We start from the raw sequence: 19,326 nt of genomic DNA, 5'->3' as shown, positions 1-19,326 counted from the left end.
TTTATACAGTATAGCTAACTTTAGCCAACTGACAAGTCGTGCTGGCGCCAAAGCCTTAACCCGAGATAGAATAAATGAGAATGATTATCGAAACATATTCTCGACTTCAGCGAATAATTCAGGAGCTTGCCTTGCTGCCCTTTTCCGGCCTGTTTTCCCAACTCCAATGGCGACTGTTTGGCTATTTTGGTGTGTCATTACTGCTTATTCTGCTGCTCGCCAGTGGTATTGAAGCCATGTTGCTAAACCGCTTGTTACTGCTGCCCCAGCAGACCCAAAGCCAGTTACAGCAACTGGCCGATGAGGCCAACGACTATATCGTCAGGGGCGATATAGCCGGACTGGCGGATTGGGAGGGGCGTCAGGCATTTGTACTCTATGTGCTGGATAGCAAGCAGCAGGCGGTGAGTCAGCGGGAAATGCACCCGCACTTTGTTTACAAACTCAATTTCCTCAAGCAGTTGCAGCAGCCTATGGGGGACAGGGTGCAAAAACCTTTGATAGGTCTGCCATTACGCAATAGCCTGGAGCCGGACAATCCCCTGCTCTTGGTGGTGCAGCTCAACGCCTCTTTACATCCGGCGCAGCAACTGGATAAAAGCCTCTGGCTTATCCGTATCCTGGTAGGACTACTGGTGCTCTTGTTGTTCAGTCGTCTGCTGAGCCGCTATCTGATCCAGCCGCTGAGTTTACTGCGCAGTGCCACCCGTCAGCTGGCACAGGGCCAACTCGATACCCGGATTGCCGGTCATTTTTCACTAAAGCAGCCGGAGTTTTTCCAGTTGGCGACCGACTTTGACCATATGGCCGAGCAGCTGCAAAAGAGCATTCAAACCCAGCAGCGGTTACTGAGGGATGTCTCCCACGAACTGCGCACTCCCCTTGCCCGGCAGGAGCTGGCCTTACACCTGCTGGAAAGTCGCTTGGGGGAGGAACATCAACAACCTCTTGCCAGGCTAAGACGCCAGGGCGAAGAGATGGCGCAATTGATCAACACCATTTTAGACTTCAGCCGCCTGAGCAACGGCTTCATTAAGCTGACGGCAGCGCCTTTTACCCTGACAGAATTACGCCGCTCACTGCTGCAGGATCTGGAGTTTGAGTCTGGCCCCAAGCAAAGCATAGTCTGGGCACAGGCCCCCATTGATGAGCAAACTTTGCATACCGATATGGCCTACTTGAAGCGGGCGCTGGAAAATGTCTGTCGCAATGCCCTCAAATATGCCGGTGAAACCTGCCGGGTGGAAATCCAGGTATCTCAGCTGGGTGACGACAAATTGGGTGATAGCAGACTGCAGCTGAGTATCAGCGATAATGGACCCGGGATCCCCAAGGAGCAACTGGAAGCCTTGTTCAACCCTTTCACCCGTTTGGATGAAGCGCGTCACAGCTCTCAGGGAGGTTATGGGCTGGGATTGGCGATTGTGCGCCAGTGTATGCAGCTCCTGGGCGGCTCGGCCCAAGCGGTCAACCGGCCTCAGGGCGGTTTGAGCATATTGCTTGAGCTGCCGCTGCAACTGCCAAGCTGCAGCGAAGCCCAACTTAAGTCTATCGCTTAGGCGGTAAACTTACGCACCTTCTTCAGTGCCATCTCCTGCTTAAGGCGGGAGAGATGCTCGATAAATACCTTGCCGTGCAGATGATCGATTTCATGTTGCAGCACTATGGCCAGGAAATCATCACTGTGGATCGTCTGGGCTTGGCCCTGGCGATCCAGATAGCTGACAGTGACCGACTCGAAGCGTTTTACCTTGGAGCGATAACCGGGAATGGACAAACAGCCCTCTTCACCGATAAATTCACCGCTGGACTCAGTGATCTGCGGATTGATCAGCACCAGAGGTTGATTGCGCTCTTCTGAGATATCAATGACGACTATTGCGTGCCCACTGCCCACCTGGGTCGCGGCCAAGCCGATACCATCGTCTGTGTGATACATGGTTTGCAACAGATCATCGATGAAAGGCTGCACGGCTTCTATTTCGGTGACAGGCTTGGCTTTACGCTTGAGCCTGGGATCGGGAACCGTCAAAATATCCATAATTGCCATAGGGTTATATTCTCAATTTACTCGACTTGGCGTTCAATGGGCGCCATTATGGCGAAAAAGCATCAAAAGGCAAACCTTGCGTGTGCAGCGCAGAGCGGCCATGGCACTTTTGCCAAGTGAGTAACCTCCGCTATGGAATGGTATTATAATTTGCGCCAATAGCATCAGGAGCCAAGATGACCCCGGAAACGAGCGCCCCGCCACTAAGTCCAATGCAGAAGATTTGGCACATAGTTGCACTGATCCCCGAAGGTCGGGTGGCAAGCTATGGCAAAATTGCCGACTATGCCGGCTTGCCCGGACGGGCCCGCTATGTTTCCCGGGCACTGAAACAGGCGCCGGACAGCCTGGCACTGCCCTGGCACAGGGTTATCAACAGTCAGGGGAAAATCTCCTTTGCCAAGGATACCCATCCGTTTCAGCTACAGATGAGCCTGCTGCGCAGCGAAGGCGTACAAGTGAACCAAGGCAGAATTGCCCTGTCTGAATATGAGTGGCGGCCGGACATGGCCACTCTGGTCTTGTCCATGCCGTTTTAACCACAGGAGACTGCCTTTGATCCGTTCGCTTCTACTTTTGATACTGTTACTGCCCTTGCCGTTATGGGCGCAGACCAGCCCCCTGGCACCCCACACCGCCGAATATCAGGTCAATTATGGCGAAATCAATCTCGGTGGCGCCCGTTTTATGCTGTTGCCGCCAGAGGGCGACTTCTATCAATACAAATTGGACAGTGATCTCAGCCTCTTGGTGCTGAGCGATAAACGCCATATCCGCAGTGAGTTTACCTATCAGGATGGTCAGTTGACGCCGCTGCGCTTCAGCCATCAGCGAACCGGCACTGGCCCCAACTTCAATGAGCAGATAGCCTTTGCCAAGGAACAGGGCAAAATTTTCAGTCGCTACAAGGATGAAAAGAACAAATTGGACTATTCAGGCACTCTCTACGATGCCCTGATGGTACAGCTGCAGTTTCGGCTGGATCTCGCCGCCGGCAAGGAGCCTCTGGCCTATGAGCTGGTCAAGGACAACGAGATAGATGACTATCGTTTCAAGATAGTCGGTAAGGAGCGGATGACACTGGACAGTGGCGTCTATAACACGGTGAAACTGGAAGTGGTTCGAGACAGCACCAAACGGCAGACCTTTGTTTGGATGGCGCCGGATCTCGGCTGGCTGCCGGTGCGCCTGACCCACTTTGAGTCAGGCAGCAAGCAGCTCGATATCAAGTTAGCCAAGCTGAGCCTGGGCTCGGAAGTCAATAACCAGCTCGCCAAGACGGAATAATTTCCAATCCCCCGGCGCCAACAGCTGCCAGTTTTCGTTGCCGGTCAGCGGCCGGGTGGCTATGACAGTGACCACATCCTTGGGGGTGGTCTGGGTGTCGAAATCAATTACCACATCCGTGTCTATCAGTTGCGCCCGGCCAAAGGGCGCCCGGCGGGTGATATAGCAGAGGTTATTGCTGCAATAACTCATCAGATAACGGCCGTCGCTGAGGATCATATTAAACACCCCAAGAGTGCGGATCTCCTCGGCAAGCTGAGCCACATACTCAAACACGGGCAAAATATCGTCCGGCTCGGATTCACCGAAACGCTCGACCAGACGGCTCATTATCCAGCAAAAGGCCTGCTCACTGTCTGTGTCACCCACGGCCTGAAAGCGGCCGCTTTGAAACTTCTGTTCATAGTCAGACAACTGGCCGTTGTGGGCATAGGTCCAGTAGCGGCCCCAAAGCTCGCGGGTAAAGGGGTGGGTATTTTCCAGCGAGACTTCACCGCGGTTGGCCTGCCGAATATGGCTGACCACCACTTCACTCTTGATCGGGTATGACTTGATAAGGCTTGCCACATGGGACTGGCTGCTGGGACTGGCATCCTTGAAGGTGCGGCTGCCCTTGCCTTCATAAAAGGTGATCCCCCAACCATCCACATGGGGGCCGGTCACCCCGCCTCGCTCCGCCAGCCCGGTAAAGCTGAAGACAATATCCGTTGGCACATTGGCACTCATCGCCAGCAGCTCACACATCTTGTTTTTCCTGTCACTGAATCTGTTATTTCATTATCTGCGGCATTGTAGCCAAGCCGTGTCGGCAGGGGAATTATTGCTTGCAATAAAAAATTTAAACAATTGTTTGAAAAATGCTTGTATTCGATTTCGCTTAGGTTTAATTTTATTGCGACACAGGTCTGACCACATACTATAATTGTGATCTTGATCGCCCTCAAGCGAGGCGTTCTACACTGAATAAAGTGGTCGTTTTATTAAGGAGAACAAACAGTGACTACCCTACTATGGATCCTGGCATTGCTCTTGGTTTTAGGAGCAGCAGCGTACCTCAGAGTATCCCTGCTGACCGCAACCATAGCCGCCGCAGTGGTCATGGCAGCAGGCAGCCTGCTGGATGTAACTGGACTGATTAGCTGGATAATTTTCCTGGTTATTGCCCTGCCGCTGAACCTGAGTGCCTTCAGGCAGAGTGTGATAACCCGGCCATTACTTAAACTCTATCGCGGCATCATGCCGGAGATGTCTTCTACCGAAAAAGAGGCGATTGAAGCCGGTACTACCTGGTGGGAAGCCGATCTCTTCGCCGGTAATCCCAACTGGAAGAAGCTGCACAACTATCCGGTTGCCCGTCTGAGCGCCGAAGAACATGCCTTCCTGGAAGGACCTGTGGAGGAAGTCTGCCGCATGGTTAACCAGCATATGGTTTCCCATCAATTGGCGGACTTGCCTGCCGAAGTATGGCAGTTCCTCAAAGACAAAGGCTTCTTTGCGATGATCATCAAGAAGAAGTACGGGGGTCTGGAGTTCTCTGCCTACGCCCAATCCCGGGTACTGCAAAAGCTGGCCGGTGTCAGCAGTGAACTGGCCTCGACCGTAGGTGTGCCCAACTCACTTGGCCCGGGCGAGCTGCTGCAGCACTATGGTACCCCGGAGCAGCAGGATCACTACCTGCCCCGCCTGGCCAAAGGTTTGGAAGTTCCCTGCTTTGCCCTGACCAGTCCTGAGGCCGGTTCAGATGCCGGCGCCATTCCGGATTTCGGTGTGGTCTGCAAAGGCCAATGGCAAGGTGAAGAAGTACTGGGGATGAAACTGACCTGGAACAAGCGCTATATCACCCTGGCACCTGTTGCCACAGTTTTGGGGTTGGCATTCAAGCTTAAAGATCCCGAGCATCTGCTTGGCGATAAGGAAGAGCTGGGCATTACCTGCGCCTTGATCCCGACCGATGTTGAAGGTGTGGAAACCGGCCGTCGCCACTTCCCGCTCAACTGTATGTTCCAAAATGGTCCAACCCGAGGCAAAGAGGTGTTTGTTCCTCTGAGCTTTATCATAGGTGGCCCGAAAATGGCGGGACAAGGCTGGCGCATGCTGGTGGAATGCCTGTCGGTTGGCCGCGGCATCACCCTGCCCTCCAACTCAGCCGGTGGTGTTAAAACCGCGGCTTTGGCAACCGGTGCCTATGCCCGCATTCGTCGTCAGTTCAAGCTGCCTATCGGTAAGCTGGAAGGCATTGAAGAGCCAATGGCGCGCATCGGTGGTAATGCCTATCTGATGGATGCTGTAACCTCCTTGACCACCACAGGTATTGATCTGGGTGAAAAGCCTTCCGTCATCTCGGCGATAGTCAAATATCACCTGACCGACAGAATGCAGAAATGCGTTATCGACGCCATGGATATTCACGGTGGTAAAGGGGTATGTCTTGGCCCCAACAACTATCTGGGACGCGGATATCAAGCGGCACCTATCGCCATCACGGTTGAAGGGGCCAACATTCTGACCCGCTCAATGATCATCTATGGTCAAGGCGCCATTCGCTGCCATCCATATGTGCTGGCAGAGATGGAGTCGGCCTTTGATACCGACGTAAACCGTGGCCTGAATAACTTTGATGCGGCGCTGTTTGGCCATATCGGCTTTACCACAAGTAACTTTATCCGCAGCCTGTGGATGGGCCTGACCGGCAGTCGCTTCTCCAATGCGCCTTTTGCCGACAAGACCAAGCGTTACTATCAGCATATGAACCGCTTCAGTGCCAACCTGGCCTTGCTGTCGGATCTGGCGATGGCGACCTTGGGGGGTAACCTCAAGCGGAAAGAGCGGATCTCTGCCCGCCTGGGTGACTTGCTCAGCCAGTTGTATCTGGCATCGGCAACCCTCAAGCGTTATCAGGATGAAGGCCGTCAGAGTGAAGATCTGCCACTGGTACAGTGGGCGGTTGAAGACGCGCTCTACAAGCTGCAGTCTTCTCTGGATGATCTGCTGGATAACTTCCCTGCTGGCCTCGGCGGCGTGCTGCGCCTGGTGTTGTTCCCCTTCGGTCGACCACTGAAGCGCCCAAGTGATGTGTTGGACCACAAGGTAGCCAAGATAATGCAGACCCCTTGTGCCAGCCGTGACCGTCTGGGTAAGGGACAATTCTGGGAAGCCTGCGACAACAATGCCGTAGGTATTCAGGAGCAGACCTTCAAAGACATACTGGCAGCAGAGCCCTTGTATGACAAAGTCTGTAAGGCTGCCGGCAAACGTCTGCCCTTTATGTGGCTGGATAAAGTGGCCGCAGAAGGCAAGGCGCTGGGCGTTCTGAGCGATGATGAAGTGGCCCTGCTGGAGCGCGCTGAAATCGGCCGAATGAAATCCATCAACGTGGATGACTTTGACCCCGCCGAACTCAAGGCCCAGAGCCTGGAGCAGGACAGCCGCGAAGAACAAGCTGCTTAAACCTGTCGAGTAACAAGCATGAAAAAGGAGACTCTGAGTCTCCTTTTCTTTTATGGCTGGATAGACTTGATCACTTTTATGTCTCTATCTTTTATATCTCTATCTTCTCTGTGCTTATCTTCTTGTAGCTATATCCACCTATTTTTCACCGACCTTACCGCTCTGCCATTTCATCCTTGCCCTGGGCTCATCTCTGCGCGTAGCTCAACTGTTTCTATAGAATGAGATATCATTTTCCGCTTTGGCGCTCTCTTTGGCGCAAGAATTCGGCCAGCAGTTCATCGGTTTGTTGCTGCTGCGCAGCCTGCCAGCCATCTTCATGGACAGCCAACTCAAGTGGTCGCCGGGGCAACCAGCCTTTGCGCTCAAGCTCAGGGGTATCGTTGAAAGCGCTCACCCGCCCCAGACACAAATAAGCGATAATTCTTATCTCCTCAGGTATCCCCAAGGTCTCACGCAGCACTTCATCATCAAGAATACTGACCCAGCCCACACCCAGGCCTTCGGCTCTGGCGGCGAGCCACAGATTTTGCACCGCGCAAACTGCACTGTAGTTGTCCATTTCCGGCTTGATGGTGCGGCCAAGTACCACAGGCCCGGTGCGGCTGGGATCGCAGGTCACACAGATCCCCAAAGGTGCCTCAAGAATACCTTCAAGCTTTAACCGCTGATAATGAAGCCGTCTTTCGCCACTAAACTGTTCCGTCGAACGGGCATTGGCGGCATCAAACCCCTGTTTAATGGCGCGGCGCTTGGCTTCACTGCGCACCAGAATAAAGTCCCAAGGCTGCATAAAGCCAACGCTGGGCGCATGGTGCGCCGCATCCAGGATCCTCTGTAAGCTCTCCTCGGGAACCGGCTTTGACAAAAATTGGCTGCGTACATCGCGGCGGGCAAATATCGCCTTGTACAAGGCTTCTCTCTCCTGCAAAGAAAACGCTTCTGCTTCGGAGGAAACAGCAAAATCGGACATGGTTCACCTCTTTGATGGCTGATCTTTAACGCCTGCGGTGCCCGGACTATAGCAGGCATGTTACAGGAAGCGCCAATCCGGCATCTCAAGATTTGATGCTGCATTAATCTTCTATAGCCAAACCTTGTGATATAAAAATACCGGGCCGTTTTAATGACCCGGTATTTTCCGTTTGCTTTCGGCGCCGTGGCTCAAATTTGATCAGGCGGTAACTTTCCCCTTGTCTTCCCCATTACCTTTCCCGCTCTCTTTTCCACCGGCTTCGCCCTCTTTATCACAGCTCACTTTGTCTTGAACATCAGCCTCAGTTAGCGCGGTTTGCTGCTCTTTCGCTTCCTGCTCCTTGGCCTTTTGCTCGGCTTCAGCCCTTGCCTGCTTGAGGGTTTCCTCCGCTTCCTTGAGCGCCGATGCCTCCGCCAGCGCCTCTTTGGGGATCAGGCTGATAAGCTCGATTCCGCTTGGCAAATCTGTAGTGTTGCCGGTCAACATAGTGACCTTACCATTTTTCAGGTACATCAAGGGCACCACAGTTTCACCATAGCGGCGGCAAAAGTCTTTGTAGCCAAAGCTTTCTGTCAGGTTAGTGCTCTTCAGCACCCCGCCCTTGGACATCAAACTGGCCAGTTTGGCGTAGGAGACAGTTTCACCGAATAGGCACATACGCTTCAAATAGGACTCAGACAATTGATGGCGGGCACTGGTACCGTTGCTTTCCGTGTTACTGAGACCATAAACCTTCTTCTGTCCGAGAATATCCTGGAAATGGAAATAGACCACAGGGTTGAGCTGACGATAGGGAGACAGGATCAACACCTTGCCGATGCCGGTCAAATCCAGATAGGTGTCGGCATGCTCGGAGGCCGGGTTGCCAAAGTAAACCGGAATATTATCCATCCGCGCCAAACGAATGTTATCCCAGTTACTGTCCGCAAGGATCACCTTGATATCCTTGCTCTTGAGCACCTTGGCCAGCTCCCGGGAAAACTTGGAAGCGCCAAAGATCAGCAGGCCGCGGGCAGAGCCTGCCTGCACCCCAAGAATACTGGCCCAGCGTCTGGCGGTGAGCGACTGGATCACAACTGTGCCTATGATGATTAAAAACACCAGTGGCACTATGGTCTCGGCGCCGGGCACTTCCATCTTTTCCAGTTTGATGGCAAACAGTGATGACACGGCCGCCGCCACTATCCCCCGCGGCGCCACCCAGCTCAAAAACCACTTTTCAGCGCTGCTGAGCGAAGTACCTATACCCGAGAGCCAAATGCTCAGCGGCCTGGCCACCAAAAGCACCACTGCCAGTACCCCTAGGCCGCCCAGACCAAGGTCCAGCATGGCCGACGAATCCAACCTGGCCGCCAGCAAAATAAACAGCGCCGAGATAAGCAGTACCGTGAGTGTCTCTTTGAACTCGAGGATATCGGCAATATCCACGCCGCGCATATTGGCGAGCCAAATCCCCATTACTGTCACTGTCAATAGGCCGGACTCTTCCTGCAATAGGTTTGAACCGACAAAGACCCCGAGCATTATGGTCAGTACAGCCGTGTTGGTTAGATAGTGGGGTAAGAGATTACTCCTCAGCACCCGCCCGACAAGATAACCGGCCAAGGCACCAAGCCCAAGGCCAATACCCAGCATAGAGCCGAGTGCCAGCAGTACATGCGCTGTCTGCCCGGCGCTGACAGTAATGTACTCAAACACCAACACCGCCAGCATGGCGCCTATGGGATCTATCACTATCCCCTCCCAGCGCAGAATGCTCGCCAACTGAGACTTGGGCTTAACGGTTCTGAGCATGGGCACTATCACAGTCGGCCCGGTAACCACTACCAAGGCCCCAAACAACAGTGCCAGCGGCCAATCAAAACTCAGCAGGAAATGCGCCGCCGAGGCGATGCAGCCCCAGGTGATCAGCGCGCCCACAGACACCAAATGCGTCACCATCCGGCCATGATCCTTGATCTCCTTGAAGTTGAGCGTCAACGCCCCTTCAAACAGAATGACAGCAACCCCGAGGGAGATGATGGGAAACAGCAAGTCGCCGAAAATCGCATCGGGATCCAGTAAACCCAGCCCGGGACCCAGCAACAAACCACAAAGCAGCAGCGGCAATATCGCCGGCAGACGCATCCGCCAGCCAATCCACTGACACGCCAGAGATAAGACTCCTATCAACGCCAGCATGGCGGTGATTTTTTCAACCATAAGTAGAATCCTTTTTTGTTTCTTTCGGGCGACCCGAAACAGCTTTACAGCATGAGCAACGCCAGAGTCAATCGCTGTTTCTGTATGAGCATATATGAGTTAAAGAGGATGGGATCAGAAATTTTTGTGGCAATGTGCCAGAATCGGCTTGAAACCAGATAAAACAAAAAGCCCGGTCATTGCTGACTGGGCTTTCTGCTTGTTTGGCGGAGCGGACGGGACTCGAACCCGCGACCCCCGGCGTGACAGGCCGGTATTCTAACCAACTGAACTACCGCTCCAAACTCTTGCTTATCGCCTGGGCAATAAGGCTTGAATTCGTTAACTTGACTGGCGGAGCGGACGGGACTCGAACCCGCGACCCCCGGCGTGACAGGCCGGTATTCTAACCAACTGAACTACCGCTCCACTCAAGTTGCCGGGAATAATACGTAGGCCCCTTGTCAGCGTCAACAACTTTTTTACCCCGAGGATCCCGATTAGCTAAAAAATCAGCAAAGCATGGATAATCAAGATGTTCAGTTGGATTTGCGCTCATCCTCATCGGGTAGGGTCAGGTCAATTTCCTGCACATCATCTTCCTTGGGCGCTGCCTGCTGTTTTGCCAGCAACTGCTCTTCAGCCGCAGCCAAGGCCTGCTTCAGACTTTGACGCTTGCGCCAAAACAGAATCGCACCGACCCCAAACAGTAACAGCAAGACGTTACCGCCTATGATCAGGTAAAGGGCATTTTGTTTGGCCGCCGCTTCTTCTTTGGCTGCTATTGCTGCAGCCCTGGCGGCCATCTCTTCGGCGCTCGGTGGCGGCTTGGGTGGCTCGACAAAATTGAAAAAGCGCTCCGGCAGGGTCAACACCAGCTCCCTTCCCTGCTTGTCTGTGCTGAAGACAGTGCCCTTGATACGGTAACTGCCAAAGTCACTCACCTGGGGCAGCACGAGTTGCGTGGTGCCTTCTGTGGGCTGACGCACAGTAACCGGCAGTTGCAATCCGGCCGGCCCCAAAAGCTCAATATCGAAATAGGTTTCCTCAAGGCGCAGAATGTCTGGATTGGCACTCAGCATCAGGCCCCATGGCTGAGTCAGGGGATCGTCCGGCTCAACCACCTTAATATCCACAGGCGAAGGTTCGAGGCGAAATGCCTGTTTGAACTCACGTTCAAACACATCGTTTTGCACACTGACCTGCAGGGTGTAATCTCCCCAGGGCTGGTTGAGGTTGATATTGGAAGTAAAGGTGCCGTCATCTGGCCGTTCATCCAGCGCCTCTCCGTTGTCCTGATAACTGCCGACAATAAGGGTACCGGCGGCAAAGTTTTCATCGCCCGGTTTGTGGGAGGAAACAAAACGCGCCGTCCATTGCAACAGGTATTCAAGCCCGGGAAGTCGCATTCTCAGCGAATCACCGGTGAGATGGGCGGTCAGCTTAAGGCGCTCTCCCTGATACAGTGGCTGAGGCAGTTCATCCACCTCAATCCCCAGCTCGGATACCCGGGTGATTTGCGAGCCGGGCACCACTTTACCAATGAGCTGCCAAGGGCCTGGCACAGGGTTTTCCACCGCAATCATGTCGCCTGTGACACCATCGGTCCATTTGACATTCTCCGGGTGGCGCGAGGCATACCATTTACTGCCATCAGGCAAAACCACCACCACAGGGGCGGAGCCGTATTCCCGCTGCACCAGCAGCACGATTCTGTCGACCATATGGTCGACCCGAAAACGATTCTTAAGCTCAGAGGCCTGTTCCTTGGGTACTATCTCGGCCACAGCCGGGGCCCCAAGGCCAAGCAGCAGACACACCATGAGGCCCAGCGCTGGTCTCAATCCCATTATTTGCTTCAATCCATAGGTTGTGGCTCGTCGCGCCAGAGGCACTTGCCTGATTTTGCAACTAAATCGAGCCTTTGCTCATGCATATTCAGTTCATCGGCCGATGCGGCGATCACTTTAAGTTTTGCGCGATTGGCATCGAGACGCATGATGCCGCCGGCTTCCTGACCTGCTTGTTCACTGGAGAGGTTGAACTTGGTCTGGCCGCCTGTCATCGCCAGATAAACATCGGCGAGGATCTCGGCATCGAGCAAAGCGCCGTGATACTCGCGGCGGGAGTTGTCTATGTGATAACGCTTACACAGGGCATCCAGATTGTTCTTTTGCCCTGGGTGCAAAAACTTGGCGATGGCCAGGGAGTCGAGGATCTGACAAATATCCGCCGTCACCGGCCCCCTGGGATGGGTCATGGAAAACTCATGATCCATAAAGCTCACGTCAAACGAGGCGTTGTGAGCCACAATCTCCGCCCCTTGAATAAAGGCGATAAAGTCGGGGGCTATTTCATGAAACCTGGGCTCGTTGGCCACTCTCTCATCTGTGATACCGTGAACCGCAATCGCTTCTTCATCAATGGGTTGGCCCGGATTGATATACTGGTGGAAAGTGCGGCCGGTCAAGCGGCGGTTAATGACTTCCACACAGCCGATTTCAATGATTCTGTGGCCTAGATAGACGGGGCCTGCGCCCTGGTTCATACCTGTGGTTTCGGTATCCAGAATGATCTGCCGACTGGCATTCGATATGATATTCATCTATTTTTTGCAGCTTCCTGAGTGAATTTACGGGTATACTCGCCCGCATTTGCCGGATATGGTAACAACTTGATGAGCGAACTGAAACAGATCCAGATATACACCGACGGCTCTTGCCTGGGCAACCCCGGGCCCGGCGGCTATGGTGTTGTCATGCGCTATAAACAGCATACCAAAGAACTCTCCGGTGGCTTTGCCCTGACAACCAACAACCGCATGGAGTTGCTGGCACCTATCATAGCGCTTGAGAGCCTGAAAGAGCCTTGCAAAATCGTGCTGACCAGCGACAGCCAATATATGCGCCAGGGGATCACCCAATGGATCCACGGCTGGAAGAAAAAAGGCTGGGTCACTTCCAACAAGACGCCGGTGAAAAATGTCGATCTCTGGCAGCGACTCGATAAGGCCACGCAACAGCATCAGATAGACTGGCGCTGGGTCAAGGGCCACGCCGGACACCCGGAGAACGAGCGTTGCGACACCCTGGCCCGCGAAGCCGCCGAGGCCAACCCTGCCACTGTCGATCAGGGTTATCAGGCCAGTCTTTAATGGCTACAGTCTTTAGAGGCTTGGTCTCTAATGACTACCTTTGTCCGCGACTGTCTTGAGTTTCAAAAATTTGCCGCAAAAGTCGATAAAGGCCTGCGCCAACGGCGTCAGGCTGTGGCTCTTGTGGCGAATAAGGTAAAACGGCCGCTCGAGCGCCAGCCCCTCCACCTCCACCAACGCCAGCTCTCTGCGAGCCAGCTCTTTATCCAGTGTCAGCTCAGACAAAACCCCAAGCCCGGCGCCCTGTTTCACCGCCTGTTTGATGGCATCCGGAGTTGGAAAACAGAAACGGGCTTCTGGCTGCAGGTCCAAGCGGTTGGCGGCATCGACAAAGTACTCCCGGGTGCCAGAGCCCTCTTCTCTCAATACCCAGGAGAGCCCTTTGAGCTCGCTTGGCGAGACCTTGCTTCCCGCCAGCGGGTGCGCCGGATGGCAGAACACCTTGAGACAGTCCTGATGCCAAGGCAATACGGCGATACGACTGTCGAGGCAATAACCTTCAATAAAGCCCAACTCGGCGCGAAACTCGGCCACATCGCGGATAACCTTACGGGTATTGTCTATCGCCAAGTCGACCTGAGTCTGAAGGTGCTGCTGGCTGAATGCCACCGCCGCCTTGGCCAGCAGAAAATTGCCTATGGTGGAACTGGCGCTGACATTTAACATACCGGCCAGTTCATGGTTGTTCGGAGTAAAAGCCTGCTCTATGCGCTCGATGCGTTGCAGCACATCGCTGGCCAGTGGCAACAGCAGACTGCCTTGAGAGTTGAGCTGCAAGCGGTTGCCTATACGCTCAAACAAACGGGTATCGAGCTGCTTTTCAAGCTCCGACAGTGCCATGGAGGTGGCCGGCGCGGAGAGGTTAACCCGCTCGGCGGCCTTGGCCACTTGGCCTGTGCGGGCCACGGCTTCAAAAATCATTAACTGTTTCAGGGTAATACGCATTGCAATTATTGCTCTTCTTTAGTGTGGCGCTCCAGTTGCCTGCCGGAGAATCCCGGTGTCGGCGTGGGTTGCCAGCCGGGGATCCGCTGACGACGTTTATCCCCCAAGGGGGTTAACGGCGAATCCAGCTTGCGGGCCACCAACAGATACAGAGAGCCGGTACCCGGCAGCCACTTTTGCTGCCAATGATGCCATATCCTCAAGGGCGCGGCTTCGCTGAGCAGCGAATGGTACAAGAGCCGCTCATCGTGCACCAACTGATACCCCAGAAGCCCCAGCCAGTCCTTGACCCTGGCCGGCATAAAGAAATGGCCGCTCCAGGGTAAAGCCTGCTGAAATCTGGGCAGCAGCTTGCCGAAAAAGGCGCAGCTGAACGGGTTAATCCCGACGATGAAAAGATAACCTCCGCTGACCAGCACCCTGTCGGCTTCACGTAAAATTCGGTAAGGGTTTGCCTCAAACTCCAGCACCAGGTTCATCACCACCGCATCTATGCTGGCCGGCGCCAACGGCAGCGAGGCAAAATCGGCGACTATCGAAGCGCCTTTGCCGGGATAGAGGGAAAACTGATGCCCGACCGGGCAGTTTTTGATCTCGAGTTCGCGGCTTAAGGCCCCCAGGCGCAATAGATGATAACCAAACACTCTGGGCCACCAATAGGCCAGTTTGCTTTCCAGTTCACGTTTGATAGTCTCACCGGCTGGCAAACTGTCCCAGGAGCTGGGTCTGGACTCAGACGAGAGAGGCATAGATACTCCGGTTAAGCCGTTCTAGGCTCAGCTTAATAACGAACCCCCTATACAAGCAAGTATGAGGCTCAGTAAAATTGAAACTGATCCCGTCGACTCAAAGGAGCCTTGAGCTTATGTCCAATGTCAATGTCCCCCTCGCCCGGCCAAAGATAACGCCCATTGCCGCCTTCGATGACAACTATATCTGGGCCATAGTGGCACCCCAAGGTGATTGCTGTTGGGTGGTGGACCCGGGTGATGCCGCGCCCGTGTTGGCTTTTTTGGCGCAAAATAACCTGACACTGGCCGGGGTACTGATAACTCACCATCACAGCGACCATACCGGCGGTATCCTGGCCTTGAAGGAAGCTTTCGGCTCGCTCCCGGTTTACGGGCCTGCCAATCCGGCCATCAAAGGCATTACCCGGGCACTAACCGAGGAAGGCGAATATCGGCTTGAGCCTGGGCAAGGCCGATTTGCTTTAGAGTGTCGACTGTTCAAGGTCCCCGGGCACACGCTGGATCATATCGCCTACTTGATTGGCGATGCCCTCTTTTGCGGCGATACCCTGTTCTGCGCCGGCTGCGGCCGCCTGTTTGAAGGCAGCGCCGAACAGATGTACCACTCCTTGAGTCAGTTTGCGGCCCTCGATGACAACACCAAGGTGTATTGCACCCATGAGTACACCTTGGCCAATCTGCGTTTTGCCAAAGCCGTTGAACCGGATAACCAGGCACTGACTGACTATCAACTTGCCGCCGAAGCGCTGCGTGAGCAGCAACAACCCACACTCCCCTCCACTATTGGTCGTGAAAAGGCCATCAATCCCTTTATGCGCTGCCAAAAGAACACACTGCAGAGCGTACTGGAGGCCCACAGCGGCCACCCCTGCCATGATCCCGTGAGCCGCTTTGCAGTTCTCAGGCAATGGAAAGACAATTTCTGAAAACCGGGTTACAATAAGCCGCTTTTTTGTGTCGTTATTATGACAACCCTAGGCCAAGATAGATTTATCTACTTGTTTTAAATAACAATACTTGGCTTCCAGTAACGGCACTTCTTTTTCACCACGGAAACCAAACCAGGGTAAAAGTACCACCCAAGGTGCTATCCCGGGCCAAGGGACCAGGCCTATCCCGGGTTTCCGTTTGATGTGCGTTTGCCTGTCTGTTCAGGCCATCATTCGAGGATTGCTGTTTTTGAAGCAAATCAGATTTTTTATGTTGGCGGGGAGCCTTTCCCTGCTTGGCGGCTGTCAGCTGCTGTCTCAGGCGCCGGAGTCCACTGCCGAAGCGCCGGTCAAGGCCACTCCAGCTCCGGTCATCACTCAGGCTCCACAAGTCATCACTGAGCCTGAAGTCGCTGTCACAGATGTATGGCAACGGATCCGCAGCCAACTCAATATGCCGGTTCCCGATGAGAAGCTGGTGCGCCAGTACCGCCAGTGGTACATCAATAATCCAAGACACCTGGAGCAGATCTCCGAGCGGGCTGCCCCTTTTATGTATTTGATTGTCGAGCAGATAGAAGAGCGTAAATTGCCGATGGAGCTGGCGCTGCTGCCGATAGTGGAAAGTGCCTTCGACCCCTTTGCGTACTCCCATGGTGCCGCCTCCGGGCTGTGGCAGTTTACGGCGCCCATGGCGCTGCATTTTGGTCTGGAGATCAACTGGTGGTATGACGGACGCCGCGACGTACCAGCTGCCACGGCCGCTGCGCTGAATATGATGGAATACCTTTACGACAAGACGGGCGAGAACTGGCTCTATGCCATTGCCGCATATAACACAGGCGAAGGTCGGGTGTTGAACGCGGTCAAGCGGAACCGTCAAAAAGGGCAAGCTACCGACTTCTGGTCCCTGTCACTGCCCAAGGAAACCGAGCGTTATGTGCCACAACTGCTGGCACTGGCCGATGTGATCAAAAACGCCGACAAATACGGCATTAACCTGACACCAATTGCCAACGAGCAGAAGCTGGAAGTTGTCGATGTCGGCAGCCAGATAGATCTGGCCCTGGCGGCGCGCCTGGCCGGTATGGAAGTCAATGAACTGCAACAGTTCAACCCGGGTTTTAATCGCTGGGCCACAGCGCCGGAAGGGCCACACAAATTGGTACTGCCGTTGGACAAGGCCAAAGAGTTTGAAATCGCCCTGGCCAGCACTGAACCCAGCGAGCGCCTCAACTGGCTCAGATACAAGATCCGTAAGGGTGACTCCCTTGGAGTGATAGCCAAGAAACATCATACCAGTATCGATGTGATCCGTTCTGTCAACGGCATCAGTGGCAACAATATTGTCGCCGGTAAGCACCTGTTGATCCCGGTCGCCCTCAAGGATGCATCGGCCTACCCGCTCTCCAAAGAGCAGCGTCTGGGTCAGAATAAGTCCGGCAAGAGCAAACGCAACTACCAGGTCAAGTCCGGTGACTCCCTGTGGCAGATAGCCAAGGATAATGGTGTCAGTGTCAACGAGCTGGTGAAATGGAACGGTATCTCGGCCAAGACGCCGTTGCGTCCCGGGAAACAGCTGACCATCTGGACTAAAGCCTCTGGCAAATCCCAGAATGCCAACGCCGTCATGCGCACAGTGAAATACAAGGTTCGCTCCGGGGATTCGCTGGCACGAATAGCCAGCAAGTTCAATGTCACTGTGGATGATCTGCTGGAATGGAACCAGCTCAAGGCCAGCAAATACCTGCAACCCGGACAGATGTTGACCCTGTTCGTGGATGTGACCCGGGTCAAGACCTGATAAAAACTCCTACCCAAGCGGCATCTTTGATGCCGCTTTTGATCCTGCTCTAACTTTCACAAGCCGCTTCGGTACAATTGTTAACCATTTGTTCGCTGTCACAAATTTGACGCTCATCTTTGTCGATAATCATCCGCTGAATTAATCCACCCTAAATAAAAACAAAAATGAGCAGAGATTTGTCCATTACCGGCATCGAGACGCCGGTGCCTGAAGGTGCCCGTATTCTATCAACCACAGATCTCAAAGGGCGTATCACCCACATCAATCAGGAATTTGTCGAACTTTGTGGCTTTTCCCATGAAGAGTTGTTGGGCCATGGGCATAACATAGTGCGCCATCCTCATATGCCCAAGGCAGCCTTTGCCGATCTCTGGCAACAGATCAAGAGTGGCAACAGCTGGATGGGTTTGGTGAAAAACCGCCGCAAGGATGGTGGTCACTATTGGGTCAACGCCTACGTCACCCCGATCCGCCGAAAAGGCAAAATAGTTGAATATCAATCAGTGCGAACCAAGGCAACACCAGAACTGATTGCCAGAGCCGAGGCCTGCTACCTGGCCATCAGTCAGGGAAAATCAGTACTGCCACGCGTTAAACTCGACCTGACAACCAAACTGGCACTATGCTGGGGTGCATCACTGCTATCCTTGGTGCCCCTGCCCTGGCTAAGCGGCCTCTGGCAATTTGTGCCTGTCTGCACCGCGGCAACTTTGATGGGCTGGAGCCTTTTCAGACTCAAACAAAGGTTAAAAAATGTCAGTCAACTCAGCCGCGGAGTACAGAATAATCCACTGATGCAGGCTATTTACTGTAACAGCACAGATGAACTCGCCGAGCTGGAATTGAGCCTGAGAATGCAGCAGGCCGAGATATTCGCCATCACAGGGCGGATAAAAGACAGCGGTGAGATCCTCGATAACAGTTTGAGTGCCCATCAGGCCGCAATCGATGCCAACTACCGCGAACTGGCACAGCAAACCGGCGCGCTCAAACAGCAAGGTGATGCCATCAACGAACTCAAAGGTGCTGTGACAGAGATTGCCGAAACTTCCGCCGACACCGCCAACGAGGTCACTGAGCTTGAGCAAAGTAACCGGCAAACGCTCGAAGCCCTGGCCGCCAGCCGCGCAGCCAACAGTGAAATCACCGCTCTGCTTACCAAGGTGGAGGCTCAACTGCTGGCGCTGGATAAACGCTGCAGCAGCATTAACACCGTGCTGGAAGTGATAGAGCAACTATCGGATCAGACCAACCTGCTGGCACTCAATGCGGCAATCGAAGCGGCCCGGGCCGGTGAAGCCGGCCGCGGATTTGCCGTGGTGGCCGATGAGGTACGTAACCTGGCAATGCGCTCCGGTGAATCCGCCGGTGAAATACATCAAATTATTGCCGAGCTCAGTCTGCAAAGTCGGCAGACAGTGACCGAGATGGAGCGCAGCCAGCAACTGACCAAAGAAAGTCTGCAACTGGAGCAAAAGTTGGCGCAGCGGTTGGATGAAGCCACCAGTGCCCTGGGCCGAATTGCCGCACACAGCCAGCAAATCGCCGTTGCCACGGAGCAGCAAGCCTGTGTGGTTGAGCAGTTGCACCGCCACTCAGAGCAGTTGCAACAAGGGGTTGGCAGCCTGACCAGCAACAGTGAAGCCGCAAGCCATCACGGCGAAGAGTTGACCCGCCAAAGTGAGCGGCAAAAGGAACTGATAGCCCAGTTTTAACGCGCTTTACCGCCCGTTACAGCTTGGTCAAAGACTGAGTATCCCAATAAAAAAGTCAGGATTAACCTGACTTTTTTATTCCA

Annotated in this window: 16 protein-coding genes and 2 tRNA genes; 8 read left to right on the top strand and 10 right to left on the bottom strand. The window is 54.1% G+C overall.

Annotated elements, in window-relative coordinates:
• The first annotated feature begins 131 nt into the window (after positions 1 to 131).
• The gene (locus ACMHXI_RS04700) at positions 132 to 1,559 is read left to right on the top strand and encodes an ATP-binding protein (RefSeq protein ID WP_413734151.1); all 1,428 of its coding nucleotides are present in this window, start codon (positions 132 to 134) and stop codon (positions 1,557 to 1,559) included.
• Here the strand turns inward: ACMHXI_RS04700 and def are convergent.
• Positions 1,556 to 2,050 carry a peptide deformylase gene (gene def / locus ACMHXI_RS04695; RefSeq protein WP_208125968.1) on the bottom strand — a complete coding sequence of 165 codons (495 nt, stop codon included), beginning with the start codon at positions 2,048 to 2,050 and terminating at the stop codon, positions 1,556 to 1,558. The genes ACMHXI_RS04700 and def overlap by 4 nt on opposite strands.
• A gap of 176 nt (positions 2,051 to 2,226) precedes the next feature.
• On the opposite strand from def, the gene ACMHXI_RS04690 reads away from it, so the two are divergent.
• Together ACMHXI_RS04690 and ACMHXI_RS04685 are read left to right on the top strand one after the other, a co-directional pair.
• Positions 2,227 to 2,589, top strand: a complete 363-nt coding sequence (locus ACMHXI_RS04690; protein WP_037436559.1) for an MGMT family protein — start codon at positions 2,227 to 2,229, stop codon at positions 2,587 to 2,589.
• 19 nt (positions 2,590 to 2,608) lie between these two features.
• Positions 2,609 to 3,337 carry a DUF3108 domain-containing protein gene (locus ACMHXI_RS04685; RefSeq protein ID WP_413734358.1) on the top strand — a complete coding sequence of 243 codons (729 nt, stop codon included), beginning with the start codon at positions 2,609 to 2,611 and terminating at the stop codon, positions 3,335 to 3,337.
• On the opposite strand, the gene ACMHXI_RS04680 is transcribed toward ACMHXI_RS04685, so the two are convergent.
• Positions 3,281 to 4,081 (bottom strand): class II glutamine amidotransferase, encoded by an 801-nt coding sequence (locus ACMHXI_RS04680; RefSeq protein ID WP_025009668.1) that lies wholly within the window; start codon positions 4,079 to 4,081, stop codon positions 3,281 to 3,283. The genes ACMHXI_RS04685 and ACMHXI_RS04680 overlap by 57 nt on opposite strands.
• A 252-nt stretch (positions 4,082 to 4,333) precedes the next feature.
• Between ACMHXI_RS04680 and fadE the strand changes: the two genes are divergently transcribed.
• Positions 4,334 to 6,784 carry an acyl-CoA dehydrogenase FadE gene (gene fadE / locus ACMHXI_RS04675; protein WP_044734422.1) on the top strand — a complete coding sequence of 817 codons (2,451 nt, stop codon included), beginning with the start codon at positions 4,334 to 4,336 and terminating at the stop codon, positions 6,782 to 6,784.
• Between the two features lie 229 nt (positions 6,785 to 7,013).
• On the opposite strand, the gene bluB is transcribed toward fadE, so the two are convergent.
• The 6 genes from bluB to dnaQ form a co-directional block, all read right to left on the bottom strand.
• Positions 7,014 to 7,757 carry a 5,6-dimethylbenzimidazole synthase gene (gene bluB / locus ACMHXI_RS04670; protein WP_025009666.1) on the bottom strand — a complete coding sequence of 248 codons (744 nt, stop codon included), beginning with the start codon at positions 7,755 to 7,757 and terminating at the stop codon, positions 7,014 to 7,016.
• Positions 7,758 to 7,958: 201 nt separating this feature from the next.
• The gene (locus ACMHXI_RS04665) at positions 7,959 to 9,962 is read right to left on the bottom strand and encodes a cation:proton antiporter (RefSeq protein ID WP_107004765.1); all 2,004 of its coding nucleotides are present in this window, start codon (positions 9,960 to 9,962) and stop codon (positions 7,959 to 7,961) included.
• Positions 9,963 to 10,166: 204 nt separating this feature from the next.
• Positions 10,167 to 10,243 (bottom strand) — tRNA-Asp (locus ACMHXI_RS04660).
• A gap of 50 nt (positions 10,244 to 10,293) precedes the next feature.
• Positions 10,294 to 10,370: transfer RNA gene (locus ACMHXI_RS04655), tRNA-Asp, on the bottom strand.
• A gap of 110 nt (positions 10,371 to 10,480) precedes the next feature.
• Entirely contained in the window at positions 10,481 to 11,791 is a 1,311-nt protein-coding gene (locus tag ACMHXI_RS04650) for a TIGR03503 family protein (protein ID WP_107004764.1), read from the bottom strand.
• An 8-nt stretch (positions 11,792 to 11,799) separates the two neighbouring features.
• Positions 11,800 to 12,546: a DNA polymerase III subunit epsilon gene (gene dnaQ, locus ACMHXI_RS04645; RefSeq protein WP_109248002.1), complete on the bottom strand. Its 747-nt coding sequence runs from the start codon at positions 12,544 to 12,546 to the stop codon at positions 11,800 to 11,802.
• Between the two features lie 72 nt (positions 12,547 to 12,618).
• On the opposite strand from dnaQ, the gene rnhA reads away from it, so the two are divergent.
• Entirely contained in the window at positions 12,619 to 13,095 is a 477-nt protein-coding gene (gene rnhA, locus ACMHXI_RS04640; protein ID WP_025009664.1) for a ribonuclease HI, read from the top strand.
• A 27-nt stretch (positions 13,096 to 13,122) separates the two neighbouring features.
• Here the strand turns inward: rnhA and ACMHXI_RS04635 are convergent, their stop codons facing one another.
• Both ACMHXI_RS04635 and ACMHXI_RS04630 read right to left on the bottom strand, forming a co-directional pair.
• On the bottom strand, positions 13,123 to 14,040 hold the full coding sequence (locus ACMHXI_RS04635; protein ID WP_071237593.1) for a LysR substrate-binding domain-containing protein: 918 nt from the start codon (positions 14,038 to 14,040) through the stop codon (positions 13,123 to 13,125).
• Positions 14,041 to 14,045: 5 nt separating this feature from the next.
• Positions 14,046 to 14,789 carry a class I SAM-dependent methyltransferase gene (locus ACMHXI_RS04630; protein ID WP_129979723.1) on the bottom strand — a complete coding sequence of 248 codons (744 nt, stop codon included), beginning with the start codon at positions 14,787 to 14,789 and terminating at the stop codon, positions 14,046 to 14,048.
• Positions 14,790 to 14,905: 116 nt separating this feature from the next.
• Between ACMHXI_RS04630 and gloB the strand changes: the two genes are divergently transcribed.
• From gloB to ACMHXI_RS04615, 3 genes are all read left to right on the top strand, one after another.
• Entirely contained in the window at positions 14,906 to 15,718 is an 813-nt protein-coding gene (gene gloB / locus ACMHXI_RS04625; protein ID WP_146507470.1) for a hydroxyacylglutathione hydrolase, read from the top strand.
• Between the two features lie 274 nt (positions 15,719 to 15,992).
• Positions 15,993 to 17,525 carry a LysM peptidoglycan-binding domain-containing protein gene (locus tag ACMHXI_RS04620; RefSeq protein WP_345857489.1) on the top strand — a complete coding sequence of 511 codons (1,533 nt, stop codon included), beginning with the start codon at positions 15,993 to 15,995 and terminating at the stop codon, positions 17,523 to 17,525.
• 167 nt (positions 17,526 to 17,692) lie between these two features.
• Entirely contained in the window at positions 17,693 to 19,243 is a 1,551-nt protein-coding gene (locus tag ACMHXI_RS04615) for a methyl-accepting chemotaxis protein (RefSeq protein WP_413734146.1), read from the top strand.
• Positions 19,244 to 19,326 lie beyond the last annotated feature (83 nt).

This window comes from Shewanella sp. BJSY2023SW005 (genome assembly GCF_047314585.1).
Classification (GTDB): Bacteria; Pseudomonadota; Gammaproteobacteria; order Enterobacterales; family Shewanellaceae; genus Shewanella; species Shewanella algae.
Note: the sequence above shows the minus strand (reverse complement) of the source record. Positions and strands in the feature narration are given on the sequence as shown.